The 13,196-nt window shown below is 38.0% G+C and carries 13 protein-coding genes and 1 other RNA gene; 6 read left to right on the forward strand and 8 right to left on the reverse strand.

Features of this window, described 5'->3' with window-relative positions; genetic code table 11:
- Nucleotides 1-67: 67 nt before the first annotated feature.
- Genes BDR01S_RS03550 through BDR01S_RS03570 form a run of 5 tightly spaced genes read left to right on the forward strand, consistent with a single transcriptional unit; the run spans nucleotide 68 to nucleotide 2,838 of the window.
- Nucleotides 68-760 carry a Crp/Fnr family transcriptional regulator gene (locus BDR01S_RS03550; RefSeq protein WP_066257045.1) on the forward strand — a complete coding sequence of 231 codons (693 nt, stop codon included), beginning with the start codon at nucleotides 68-70 and terminating at the stop codon, nucleotides 758-760.
- 44 nt (nucleotides 761-804) lie between these two features.
- Nucleotides 805-1,038: a DUF2249 domain-containing protein gene (locus BDR01S_RS03555; protein WP_066257048.1), complete on the forward strand. Its 234-nt coding sequence runs from the start codon at nucleotides 805-807 to the stop codon at nucleotides 1,036-1,038.
- A 21-nt stretch (nucleotides 1,039-1,059) separates the two neighbouring features.
- Nucleotides 1,060-1,266, forward strand: coding sequence for a DUF2249 domain-containing protein (locus BDR01S_RS03560; RefSeq protein WP_066257050.1), 207 nt, complete (start codon nucleotides 1,060-1,062; stop codon nucleotides 1,264-1,266).
- Nucleotides 1,267-1,280: 14 nt separating this feature from the next.
- Nucleotides 1,281-2,525 (forward strand): hypothetical protein, encoded by a 1,245-nt coding sequence (locus BDR01S_RS03565; RefSeq protein WP_066257053.1) that lies wholly within the window; start codon nucleotides 1,281-1,283, stop codon nucleotides 2,523-2,525.
- Nucleotides 2,526-2,538: 13 nt separating this feature from the next.
- The gene (locus BDR01S_RS03570) at nucleotides 2,539-2,838 is read left to right on the forward strand and encodes a metal-sulfur cluster assembly factor (RefSeq protein ID WP_066257058.1); all 300 of its coding nucleotides are present in this window, start codon (nucleotides 2,539-2,541) and stop codon (nucleotides 2,836-2,838) included.
- 53 nt (nucleotides 2,839-2,891) lie between these two features.
- Here the strand turns inward: BDR01S_RS03570 and BDR01S_RS03575 are convergent, their stop codons facing one another.
- The 8 genes from BDR01S_RS03575 to BDR01S_RS03610 all read right to left on the reverse strand — a co-directional run bounded on the left by BDR01S_RS03575 (nucleotide 2,892) and on the right by BDR01S_RS03610 (nucleotide 12,215).
- On the reverse strand, nucleotides 2,892-4,814 hold the full coding sequence (locus BDR01S_RS03575; RefSeq protein WP_066257061.1) for an ATP-dependent DNA helicase: 1,923 nt from the start codon (nucleotides 4,812-4,814) through the stop codon (nucleotides 2,892-2,894).
- A gap of 57 nt (nucleotides 4,815-4,871) precedes the next feature.
- Entirely contained in the window at nucleotides 4,872-6,029 is a 1,158-nt protein-coding gene (locus BDR01S_RS03580; protein WP_066257062.1) for a THUMP domain-containing class I SAM-dependent RNA methyltransferase, read from the reverse strand.
- Between the two features lie 179 nt (nucleotides 6,030-6,208).
- Nucleotides 6,209-6,613, reverse strand: an RNA gene (gene rnpB / locus BDR01S_RS03585) — RNase P RNA component class B.
- A gap of 79 nt (nucleotides 6,614-6,692) precedes the next feature.
- A complete protein-coding gene (gene gpsB / locus BDR01S_RS03590; RefSeq protein ID WP_066257064.1) occupies nucleotides 6,693-6,995 on the reverse strand; it encodes a cell division regulator GpsB in 303 nt (100 codons plus the stop codon).
- 146 nt (nucleotides 6,996-7,141) lie between these two features.
- On the reverse strand, nucleotides 7,142-7,699 hold the full coding sequence (locus BDR01S_RS03595; protein WP_066257068.1) for an SLOG family protein: 558 nt from the start codon (nucleotides 7,697-7,699) through the stop codon (nucleotides 7,142-7,144).
- A 133-nt stretch (nucleotides 7,700-7,832) separates the two neighbouring features.
- Nucleotides 7,833-8,288, reverse strand: a complete 456-nt coding sequence (locus BDR01S_RS24725) for a CotD family spore coat protein (RefSeq protein WP_066257070.1) — start codon at nucleotides 8,286-8,288, stop codon at nucleotides 7,833-7,835.
- 383 nt (nucleotides 8,289-8,671) lie between these two features.
- Nucleotides 8,672-9,922: a ribonuclease H-like domain-containing protein gene (locus BDR01S_RS03605; protein WP_066257072.1), complete on the reverse strand. Its 1,251-nt coding sequence runs from the start codon at nucleotides 9,920-9,922 to the stop codon at nucleotides 8,672-8,674.
- A gap of 16 nt (nucleotides 9,923-9,938) precedes the next feature.
- Nucleotides 9,939-12,215: a DEAD/DEAH box helicase gene (locus BDR01S_RS03610; RefSeq protein WP_066257075.1), complete on the reverse strand. Its 2,277-nt coding sequence runs from the start codon at nucleotides 12,213-12,215 to the stop codon at nucleotides 9,939-9,941.
- Between the two features lie 209 nt (nucleotides 12,216-12,424).
- On the opposite strand from BDR01S_RS03610, the gene BDR01S_RS03615 reads away from it, so the two are divergent.
- Nucleotides 12,425-13,123: a Crp/Fnr family transcriptional regulator gene (locus BDR01S_RS03615; protein ID WP_066257076.1), complete on the forward strand. Its 699-nt coding sequence runs from the start codon at nucleotides 12,425-12,427 to the stop codon at nucleotides 13,121-13,123.
- Nucleotides 13,124-13,196: the final 73 nt, after the last annotated feature.

Here is a 13,196-nt window from a genome sequence, read left to right on the forward strand (position 1 = left end):
ACATAATTACATTGAAAACACTGCTACAATTTAGTCAAACAGAATTACTAATACGAAGGTGATGTTAATGAAGCAAGAGGACATTGTAAAAAGATTATCTGTTGTCCCAATCTTCAAAGAACTGTCGGCAGAAGAACTAGAGCCCATCGTGAAGATTGCACAAACTCGTTTTTATAAACATAAGATGTATATTTTTATGCAGGATGATCCACTTGACCGAGTTTTCTTTATTCATAGTGGAAAAATAAAGATTTGCAGAACTGACCAATCAGGGAAAGAGCAACTCATATCCGTGCTTGAACCCGGTGAAATGTTTCCTCACGCCGGATTTTTCCGAAAGGGGAATTTCCCCGCTCATGCGGAAGTGATGGAAGATTCACATATCATCGTCATTCCCATAGATAAATTTGAAGAAATACTTATTTCCTATCCAGAACTTTGCATTAAGTTATTTAAAGTATTAGGAGAAAAAATAGTAGATTTGCAAGGAAGATTAGAAGCACAAGTTCTCCATAATACTTTTGAACAAATAATTTTGCTGCTTATTAGGCTCTGTAAATCTAATGGTGAGATAGTTGGGAGGCGCTATAAGCTAACCACTCAGTTCACGAATCGTGAATTGGCGAATATGATTGGTACTTCGAGAGAAACTGTCAGCAGGACGATCAATCATGTAAAGAAGAAAGATTATGTTACATTGGATGAAAATGGTTTTTACTTAATAGACCGAGAAGCGCTTGAACAGGAATTATTTTATTAATTTAGCGGTCTTGAACTAATATTATTAGAGGAGATGAAACATCGATGGAACAACGTATTATCGAACTTGATGTTCGCGAGGATTTAAAGAATAAAATTGAACCATTTCAAAAAATTATGGAGGCAATTAAGGAAGTAAAAGATAATGATATATTTATCCTCCATGCCCCTTTTAAACCAGTACCACTTTTCGCGGTATTAAAAGCAAAAGGTTTCACGCATGAAGAAGAAGAAATTGAAAGCAAACATTGGAAAGTCACATTCACAAAGAAAGCCTAAAGGAAGAAGGGTGAAATATTCATGCTCTTAGATAATCGAGGTTTAGAACCGCCCCAGCCGATGATGCGAACCTTAGCCGCTTTGGAAACTCTGGGGGAAAATGATGTATTAACAATCATTAATGATCGAAGGCCCATGTTCCTTTATGAGCAATTAGAGGAATTAGGCTATCAACAGCGTACAGAAGAACAAAATGACGGAAGCTTTAAAATCGAAATCTTCCGGTAAGAGGGTGAACAATCATGCTTCCTCAAACTATGGGAAGTGAAACAAATATTAAGCTTCCAATTTCTTTTATCTTGTTTAGTTTATTTGCCTTGGTACTTTCGCAAATTCAACTTTTAGTAAATGGACAATTGATGACGGATGGGAGCTTTAGAATCCCTGTTATCTGGTCTTCAGCTCATTTTTTAGTCCTTGGCTGGGCATTGATGGCAGCAATGGGAGCCATGTATCAGCTGGTACCAGTTGCATTCCTAACCAATATCTGGAATGAACGATTTGGCTTCATCCAGTTTTTCGTTACTGCTGTCGGAATTACTTCATTTGCAGCGATGTTATATTGGTCGCCGCAAAATGCAATCATCCCGGGTGTGCTAACTTTACTTGGTATCTTAATGTTTTTAGTACAAATGTTTATGACACTTAGTAAGCAAGCGAAACCAACGATTCTGACAGCCTTTGTCGGTTCGTCCCTTGTTTGTTTATTTATAACGATTTCTTTAGGGATTACATTAATTTATAGCTTAAAAACAGGATTTGCCAGTGAATATTATCAATCAATCTTTGAAGCACATTTATTAATGGGAGTTTCAGGCTGGTTTACTCTGTTAATTTTTGGATTTTCCTATAAAATGGTGCCGATGTTTTCTCTATCCCATGGTTTTCCGATGGTTCAAGCTAAATTTGTTTATGGGTTTTATCTTTCCGGACTTGTCGTCTCACTTGTTTCCTTTTTTACGAATAACAGCATCCTTCTGAAAATTGGTTTCTTATTACTTTTGATTGGGTTTACTATTTTCAGTTGGCATATAAAAATAATCATCAAAAAAAGATTGAAGAAGACACTAGATAAACCATTTAGGTTTGCTTTAGTTGCGATTGGGTTTGGAAATGTAATTCATTTAGCTGCCTTTATCATGTTATGGAATCAAGATGTTAGCCATTTTGCCGGCCCACTCATCTATGCCTATTTATTACTCTGGATCGTCTTAAGTATTGTTAGTTATTTATATAAAATTGTTCCATTCCTTTGGTGGACTTATAAATATAGTAAGGAAATCGGGAAAAACAAGGTTCCTTCATTGAAAGAAATGATGAATGAAAAAATTGTTCCGACGTTATTCTCTTTATTTATCGTTGCTGTACTGATCGTCTTTTGTGCTCTAACTTTTCATGTAGCTATTCTTTTTAATATCGGTCAGTTTGTACTTTCAATCGTTTTTATTATTATTGCAATCAGTATCCTAAAGGTTTTAAAAAAATAGTGAGGTGTTTATGATGAATACTAAAGTAAAAATTCTATCTGCGTTAAAAAGTGTTTATGATCCCGAATTAAACATAAATGTAGTTGACCTAGGCTTGATTTATAATATTGAGATAACAGAATCAAATGATGTTACCATCACCATGACGTTAACAACGCCAGGCTGCCCACTCCATGACAGTATTACCAGCGGGGTTCGTTATAGCGTCGAAGGGCTCGAGGAAACCGGAAAGGTTGAAGTAAACCTCGTCTGGGAACCAGCATGGTCACCGGATAAAATGACACCCGAAGGATTAAGATTATTAGGCAGATAAAGAAAAAAGCGGAGCACTTTAATTAGTGCTTCCGCTTTTCTTATACTTCATTTTTATTCTTTCGCTTGTGTTGGCAAAACCTCTTTAATCATTTGTAACACATCTGCGTCGATATCTTCTTCTACTAAAATATGAACCGTTCCTTGATCCTTCTCACTCCTGATTAAGCGGCCAACTCCTTGACGTAAGCGGAGCAGCATATATGGCAGGTCAACCTCTGTAAATGGGTTGTCAACACCAGCCCTTTTGGCGGTAAAGACCGGATCATTCGGTGGAAAAGGAAGTGAAAATATCATGACATTTTCAAGTGATCTGCCCGGTATATCAAGACCTTCCCAGAGATGAAGTGAACAAAGAATGGCATGTTCTTCATTCTGGAATTTAGAAACAAGCGTACTTATTTCTTCATCTCCTTCAAAATAAATTGGATATGGGATTACTCCAGATAGCTTTTTCTTTAGTCGCGCAAGTTCGTCTTTATTATTTAAAAGAATTAAGGCGCGTCCCTCTGATTTGTGAAGTTCCGCTAAGATATAGTCTAATTTCCCTTCAATATCTTCTTTGTTGAATTTTGGAATATAAAGCTCCATTTTATCATCATAATCAAATGGAGACGTCACTGAAAAAAATAAGTAGTCATCTACACCAATACTAGCAGCAATATAGTCGAACGACTTTTGATTAGCCAACGTTGCGGATGAGAAAATAAACGGCTTCTTCTGAGTGAAAACTTCTTCCCGCATTACTTCCTCGACCATTCGAGGCATAATAACCAGTGTACGTTCTCCCCCTTTTTCTTCGAACCATGTGATTCCGTTTAATTCCTTAAGAAAAAGCGATAACGAATGGGTGATTTGCTCCAAATACTCCTCAACGATCTTCAAATCGTACTCATTAATTACATATAGCTCACTTTCAAACACTAATTCCTCCTCTAATACCTGAAGGGTTGAAAGTAACTTTCTACATGTTTTTAATACTAATGGATGCTTAGTAATCATTTGTTTATCAGAACCTTGTGAAAGAGAGGAGAATTGTGAAATGGCATCAAAAAATGCGTCATTATCTAATAAAGCCTCGTCAATCGTATACAAGGTCTTTTCACGTACTTCATTTTCCATCAACCTTGTGAGCAGTGTTTCTAATGTATAATCAGTAAACCGGTAACTTAATGCTTTCTGGGCTGCATATTCAAGGAGATGTCCTTCATCAAAAACCACTGAGGAATGTTCAGGTAAAAGCGGAAGCTGCCCTTCTCGCTTTCTTGATTCCTTTGTCCAGATATGCTCCATATAAAAATCATGGGAACAGATAATTAAATCCTCAGAATGACGATAATAATCACGGTGCAATGTAAGCCCGCAGCGATGACGCTTTTCACAAGCAAAACAATCCTGGACCGCATCCCAATTAATTTCATTCCATTTTTCATCTGATAAGGATGGATAATCTCTTCGATCACCATACTTTTCAAAGGTTTGCATCGAGCCAACTGCATGAACAAAATCAGGCAGGCTTTCATAAATATCTGAAATTTCATCAGAAAAATCATTGTTCCTAGTCGTATCCAGCTTTTTTAGACACAGGTATTGATCGCGCGACTTTGCCAAACGGACATCGATATCCAAGCCAAGAATTTTCTCTAACTTTGCGATATCTCCCTCTTTTTTAACCAACTGCTCAATCAAGGTCTCATCCGCACATGCAATTACTGCTGGACGATTAGTATAGCGTGCATACATAATTGCATAAAGCAAATAAACGATAGTTTTCCCCGTTCCAACCCCTGCTTCAGCAAACATTACTTTTTTATCCTTATAGGCATTTTCAAGTTGAAAAGCCATGTAAATCTGTTCATCCCTCAATTCAAATCCGGCATCTGGTAAAATATCATAAAATAAGTCACCAATCCATTCACCTAATTTATCATAAAAGGATTCAGTTTTTGCAATCTCAAATGGCATGCGTTTTTGCATGGTAGCCTCCCCAAAAAACTTTCATGTATTACCACAAAAATAAATTTGTTAAACCTTTTATTTTTCTTGAATCCGTTCATTTTGACGAGGAGGTCTCTTTCCCCAATATTGATAAAGGTCTGTACGAATAAAACCATTAAATAGCTTTCTCTTCTTGGTCGCTGGCCGTCCATAAAATTGTTCAAACTGCTCATGGGAAGTCAGGATATATTTTGACCATGTATCAAGAGCATTGAAGGCTTGGCCCATTTCTTTATACATGTTTTCGATTTCTTTTTTCTCCCCGAGTCTTTCTCCATATGGAGGGTTACCGACAATGACACCGTATTGTTTGTTTGTAGAAATATCTCTAACCTGCATTTGCTTGAAATGGATTAAGTCCGCAAAGCCAGCCTCAAATGCATTATCTTGGGCAATTTTCACCATTCTATGGTCGATATCTGTTCCTAAAATATCTAATGGTTGATCATAATTTGCTAAGTCTTCCGCTTCAGTTCTAGCATCTTGCCACACTTTTGATGGCATCCAATTCCATCGCTCAGATACAAATTCTCGGTTAAAGCCTGGAGCAATATTTTGCCCAATCATTGCTGCTTCAATAGGAATCGTCCCAGAACCGCAGAAAGGGTCCATGAATGGTCGGTCTGCCTTCCAGTTAGTGAGCAGAACAAGTGCAGCAGCAAGAGTTTCCTTTAGGGGTGCTTCACCCTGATCGACTCGATAACCGCGTTTATGCAGCCCCTGACCGCTTGTGTCAAGGGTTATCGTAGCAACATCTTTTAGAAGTGCCACTTCGATGCGAAAGTAGGCACCAGTTTCCTCAAACCAGGTACTTCGCTTATAATGTTGTTTCATTTTTTCAACAACTGCTTTTTTTACGATTGCCTGGCAATCAGAAACACTGAAGAGCGTAGACTTCACAGATTTACCAACCACAGGGAATTCTGCGTCTTCAGGTAAGAATTTTTCCCATGGGAGTGCCTTGGTTTTTTCGAATAATTCATCAAAGGTATATGCCTTAAATTCTCCGACCTTGATTTTAATTCTGTCTGCTGTTCGAAGCCATAAATTACTGCGAGCGATCGCATATTCATCTCCTGTGTAGATGACCTTTCCATTTTCCACTTCACAGTCATATCCTAATGACCGTACTTCTTTGGCAACTAATGCTTCAAGCCCCATTGCCGCGGTAGCTATTAATTGATAATTTCCCATTTTTCCACCCTTAATTCTTTTTCATTTGTATGTAAGTTTTTCACTAATATGATAATCTTTCATTCGATTTCATTATTGACAAAAAGTTGGAAACGAATGCAATATGTACATTTATAATAATAAAAAGCCCTCCTTATTAGGAGAGCCGTTTAATCCAGCATACATTCCCATTAATAACGCTCTGTAAGCCATGTTCTGTACCAGTGTACTACAAACGACACGGGTGTGTCTCGTACTTAGGTGGTAATCATCTATCTACAGGCTCAAATTTGAACCTGTCCTTCTCCTTGTTCAATTCCTCAGAGAAAGCGCCCCTACCATTATTTGGGTTTCTCGCTCGTGGGGTTTACCCGTTCCACCCTTTCCATTTCTGGAAAGGCTACGTCACTGTGGCACTTTTATAGGTATTCATACCATATCCCAAAGGACTTAGGTATTTTCCCGGCCGTCAGTTGGATGCTAGCCCCAACTGCCCTAGCTTATGAATTCACTAGGCACGAACACTACGAGCATCTCAGCTCGTGCGAGCATGGACTTTCCTCTGCAAGAATAGCAAATGCATCTTACAGCGATTACCCGAACGTTATTAATGAATACAATTTATTATATGTATTTCACGCTGGTAATTCAATGGTTATTATCAGGAAATTTTCCTATTTCTTGTTAATCGTAGAGCTTGTTGCCAAAAACATGTTTTTCAAGATTGGATAACCGCTTCAAGATATCAAAATTTGTTGTCCCAGCAGGTTGTGCTGCTGGTTGTCTTTTTGATGTTTCTTCAAGCTGTTTTCGAAGACGAAGATTTTCCTGTTGAAGATCTTCAACCTCTTGATGAAATGTACCATAATCTTTAATGATTAAATCCAAGAACTTATCAACATCTTCTTGTTTATAACCCCGTACACCTGTCTTAAACTCTTTTTCTAAAATATCCTTAGCTGTTAATTTCACTTTATCTGACAGCATTCTATTCACCTCAGTATTCGCCAATCACTACCTATTATTTTTTCAAAAATATGTAGTTTTGTCAATTTTCATTTGTGTTGTTAAATGTAAGAATTTATAAATCATTTCAATATATGGATTTCCATCTAAAAAAATGACCCATAAGTTTAAAAGTCTTGCTGTTTCATTTGTTCTTCCTCGACAATCATTTGTAAATCATAAAATGTGATAAGCTCAATGGGAAATGGATGTTTTTTTTGGTATTCAAGAGCCATTTCATATAGGTATTTTGGGCTTCCATCCCTTTCCTGGTCGTAAAGAAGGAGGAGTCCCTCACTTTTTTCAATAAAAAATTGATTTTTCAGCCTAAATTGCCACGGTTTTTCATAGCCCCTTTTCGAAACAGAATCAATGAAATCTGCTTGTGCTAAGACTGACTCATACCATTCCTGATTATTTTCCTTCCATGAAGCTTGCTGATCCAAAAACGGCGTGATCACCGCAAGTTTTAAATCTGGATATTCCGTTTGTAATTCAAATACAACTTCGGCAGCCCAGAGCTCTACACCTAATTGACCGCTGATTAGCACCCACTCTAGACCCTCGTCTAACAGTGGAATCAGTGATTTTTTTATAGCAGCTTTGAGAAATAATACAGAGGGATGATCATTTTTAAAAATTCCTAATTCAAAAGGTTTATAACCTGAAATGGTCAGAACTTTCATAAAGAACGTTCACCTCGCCAAGAATTTTTTTAAAAAAATGGACAAACATTTGAATAGTACAAGCATATCATATAAGTAAAGAAAACAATTAAAAAACAAGGGCTAAAAGCCCCTGCAACAGACATTATTTCAATTAACGTCTAGGACCCATGAATGGTCCCGGTGCAAACCCTGGACCCCCTGGACCGAAACCTGGGCCTCCTGGGCCGAAACCTGGGCCTCCTGGACCAAAACCTGGACCTCCTGGGCCGAAACCTGGGCCTCCTGGGCCGAAACCTGGACCACCCATTCCAGGCATAGCATTTGGCAATGCATTTGGTAGTGCATTTGGTAGTACATTTGCAACAGGTGCTGCTATTGGCATTACGTTTGGTGCACATGGGTTACAGCAATCAATATGCTGGTTGCAGCACTCCTCAGCACAAGATGCTGTGTGTGGACAGTAATGTTTATGTTGATACATATGGTGATTCACCGTTGTAGTGTGGACCGGGTGAATATGCGGAACCACAGTTGTTGAAAACGTATGATTCACAATTTGTTTAGTCGGATGAATGACTGGCGGCATAAAATTAGTTCCAAGATACATATATTAATCTCCCTTCAGTTATTGGTTTACATTACAGCCTATGTTGAAGGGATTACTCTTGTACTAATGAAAATACCTATTTTTTTAGTTTTACACGTTTATGCCATGCTTTTTGATTTATAAAAAAGAATAAAAGCTATCTTTTAAACTCGTAAAAATAACTGCAGTCAAACAAACGACAATAAAAAATAAGAATAAAATCGCTTTATACATATTACTACCAACTCCAAATGTTTAAATAGTCGTTTTTTCTCAATCCAATTTCAAATTTTACCTCTTTCAACTATGATAAACAATATGGAAATGCTGGTTTTTTAAATTAAATTTCACTCATTTGTGGCAGAAAAGTGAACTTTACAAAAAACAATCTTCTGACCTACTTTTTATAATTTTCGCTCTAACCTTTTAAGACGTAACTTAAGTTGCTCTAAGCTGCTTTGATTTGTCATTATAGGAGGGTTTTCCATCTCGGATACAATGATCATCGCCTTTTGACAATAATCTCTCGCAAGTGGATAATCCTTTAGCCTATGTTCATGTATTTTTGCAAGTTCTATGCATGCCTCTAACATCAGCCGGTTATCACCACAATCAACTACATCAGAAAACATATTCCGTGCGCATTCCCAGTCGCGATCCTTTTTATGCTGTAATGCCAGAGCATATTTTGCTTGATAGGAAGTAAAATCCTTACCCGTGGCCAGCTTGGACAAAACTTTCTTTGCTTCATTTTTTTCTCCAAGAGAAGCAAACCAGCGCCCTACCTCATAGGACTCGGGTCTTGTTTGAGTTTTATCTGTTCCACATAGTTGAAAGGTTATATGAGTATACAAAGTTATAAGTGATAAAATATCAATTTCATTATGTTTGAGAATACCAAGCATACCATCCGGCTGTTTACTATCAATAAACTCAAAATAAATGATCGGTGCCAAAAAGCCGGGGATATCATCAACCCTTTCTACCCCAAGGACTTCCTTTTCAACTATTACTAACTTTAACCGTTCTAATTTATGCTTCCAAAGCCTCCTTGCTGCATGAAATAAATCAAAATGTCCAAATTGCGGCAGCTTTGGGACATGTTCTCGAACTAAGGTGTGCCTTGTTTTTACCTGTGGCCAATCAAACGATTTTCCGTTGTAGGTAACCAACGTTTTATAATTCACCTTTTCTAGAAAGCTTTGGTATAACGGAACCTCGGCTCCCGGGTGCGGTAAAATATGTTGTCTTAAAATAAGGGAATCACCAGAAATGCTGGCATAACCCAGTATGAAAATGGTGTTCCCTACCCCACCGCCAAGGCCAGTCGTTTCCGTATCAAAAAAGAATAATTCCTCAGCTTGATGCCCTTTAGCTGATAAAGGATGATTGACGGGCTGTTGATTCCATATATCGATTGCGGTTAAAAAATCGCGAAAACAGTAATGTCCATGCTGATAGGAGAGTGGATATTTCACTTCTCTGATCAAACAGTAATCTTGGTCCATAAAATATGGAAAAACGTTCTCTTGCTCCCATCTTTCCCAGAATGGGACTTCAATGTTCGCTGCTGGAGGCGGTGTACTATTTTTTTCAGATGGATTGCCAACAGAAAGATGTGGTTTTAAACGATTTAATTTACTTTTTAGCGACATCTTTTATCTTCCTTTTCTACATTGAAGATTTTAAAAAGGCTTCAATAATTCTTAGGGCATCCCTTTTTGCTGTTTCACTAATGGTATCTGTGCCAATACATGACGGACATCCCGATTCACATTGACAGCGAGTAATCATTTTCTTTGTTTCCTCAAATACTTCTGACATGCCGGTGTATATTTTTTCGCTTAAACCGATCCCGCCTGGGTAGCGATCATAAAAGAAAATGGTTGGTTTTTCGTTATGGTCTGCCTTTACTTGCGGAATAACATGAATATCCTGAGGATCGGCCATTACGAATAATGGTGCGATATGGTTTAGGGCATGCGCAGTTCCGACAAGCCCCTGTTCGAGCCGCTCATGGTCCATTTCTGACATCGACTGGTTTAGGGAAATCCAGGCGGCGTTTGTGTGAAGCTCTTCTTCGGGCAAATGGATGGGTCCGGATCCAATATTTTCGTGTGTCTCAAATTTAATTTTCTTAAAAATCGTTGCCATTGCCCTTACGCTAACATCCCCATAACCAAACTCAGCATCAACTATCGATAGAAGCTTGTCGACTTCGAGTACCTTTAATTGAACCGCTAAATTAGCATCGGTGAAGTAGTCTACATCCACTTCTCTAACGAACGCCTTCTTTTCCTCCCAATCAAGCTTTTCTACCTGGAATTGCGTACCTTGGTGTAAATAAATCGCTTCGTCATGGAGGAGCGTCATCGCAGAAAAGCGGTCCATTTCCCCAATAACTTTTACATTCGCAATATCTGTTTGGTCAACGATTATTACATTTTCCTGTGAGGCAGACCGTAAGCTAATGTTATGAGCAGGAAAGGAATCATTCATCCAATACCACTTTTCACCATTTCGGTAAAGGACACGTTCTTCGGTTAAATATTCTAGCAGTTCCTCTGTTTCTACACTTCCGAATTGCTCGCCTGGTTTAAAAGGCAGCTCATAGGCAGCACATTTCATATGATCGATTAAAATAATTAAATTATCAGGATTAATCCTTGCTGTTTCCGGACTTTTATTAAAAAAGTAATCAGGATTCTGGATGATATATTGGTCAAGAGGACTGGAGCTTGCCACCATAATGACTAAGGCTTCTCCATGCCTTCTTCCAGCTCTTCCTGCCTGCTGCCAAGCGCTGGATATCGTCCCAGGATAGCCTGTCATGATACATACTTGAAGCTGCCCTATATCAACACCTAGTTCGAGAGCATTGGTACTGACAACACCGTAAATCTCACCTGAACGGAGCCCTTTTTCAATCTTCCTTCGTTCAGTTGGAAGATACCCGCCCCGATAGCCCATTATCGATTTTGCCCCCAATTGGTTCTTCACTAATTCTTGTAAATAAGTCAGAATGATTTCGACCCTAACTCTGCTTCTCGCAAAAACGATGGTTTGAATTTTATTTTTTAATAATTCCCCAGCGATTTTCCGAACCTCTAGTGTCGCACTTCTTCTAATGTTTAATGGTTTGTTTACAATAGGTGGATTATAGAATAGAAAATGCTTTGTCCCGCTAGGGGCCCCATTGTTATCGATCAGATGCATTTTTTCTTCGGTTAGATTTTCTGCCAGCTCAAGGGGATTCGCAATCGTAGCAGATGTACAAATAAATACAGGGTTACTCCCATAATACCTGCAAATACGTTTCAATCTTCGAATAACATTGGCTACATGACTTCCAAAAACACCTCGATAAGTGTGAAGTTCATCGATCACAACAAATTTAAGGTTCTCAAACAGAGAAACCCATTTTGTATGATGGGGCAGGATTGCTGAGTGGAGCATATCTGGGTTAGTAATAACCACATGCCCTGCCTGTCTCACTCTTTGCCGAATATTTGCCGGTGTATCCCCATCGTACGTATAGCTGTTAATATCCACGCCTGCTGCTTGAATAATTTCATTAATTTCAGTTTTTTGGTCCTGTGCAAGTGCTTTCGTAGGAAACATATACAGTGCACGTGTACTTGGATTTGCTAGGATTGATTGTAAAACGGGCAGGTTATAGCAAAGAGTCTTTCCTGAAGCTGTCGGAGTAACGGCGACGATACTTTTCCCGTCCATAATTTTTTCATAGGCTGATTTTTGATGTGTATATAGCTGCTCAATCCCCCTACTCTTTAGAGCAGTCTTCAAAACCTGATGAAGGTCACTAGGCAGCGGTACTGTTTGGGCTGGCTTTTCTTCGAGAGTGTGCCATGTGACGATATTTTCCTTAAATTGATCATTTATTTTTAAGTCTGACAAAATTTCTTGCAGGCTTTTTCTTAACTTCATGCTTCCTCACCTCATTACTTCTATATTAACGAATGAACGTTCGCAACAAAAGAAAAAAAGACTTTTTTATTTATATTATTCCTGGTAATTTATTCTGAATAAAGATGACTTTAAACTCTCCTTAAACAATTAATATCAATAACAATAAACTATTGCTAGAATTTTTGTTACAATAGATAGTAACGGACTAAAAATTTGAAGGTGATTAAATGAAAATTGATTTGATAAAAAAAGTGCTTGCTGATTTTACACTTTTCCGAGAACTAACTGATTTTGAAATTACAAAAATAGCAGATATCTCAATTGCTAGAGAATGGAAAAAACAGAGTCATGTGTTTCTCCAAGGCGACCCACTTGAAAATGTCTATTTTATTTATGACGGAAAAATTAAAATCTACAAAAGTGATATTAATGGCAAAGAACAAATTGTTGCGATTGCTAAAAAAGGGGAAATGTTTCCCCATGTAGGTTTTTTCAGAAAAGGTGATTACCCTGCCTATGCAGAAGTGCTTGAGCCCTCAACACTCATTGCGATTCCAATTTCAAAATTTGAAACCGTTTTGATTGAAAACCCTGAGTTATGTATTAAAGTGTTTAAAGTATTGGGAGAAAAAATTGTCGATCTGCAAAACCGATTAGAAGAGCAAATTCTTAATAATACCTATGAACAAATCATCAAACTTTTGATTCGGCTTGCACAGAAGCACGGTAAAGAACAAGAAGATGGGACAATTCTATTGAAGTCCGAATTCACCAACAAGGACCTTGCTAATATGATCGGCACAACAAGAGAAACAATTAGCAGAACCCTGACAAAAATGAAAAAAGATGAGTTAATCGAAGTAGATGACGAAGGCAACATGATCGTCGATGTTGAAATTCTTATGGAAGAAATTAATCTAATTTAAGTATAAAAACCGCAGCACAATAATGCTAACGGGTTTGCTTATGAGATGCAAAACGGTTAATCACAAACCTAAT

The organism is Neobacillus drentensis NBRC 102427, from assembly GCF_001591445.1.
In the GTDB taxonomy this organism is placed as follows: Bacteria; Bacillota; Bacilli; order Bacillales; family Cytobacillaceae; genus Neobacillus; species Neobacillus drentensis.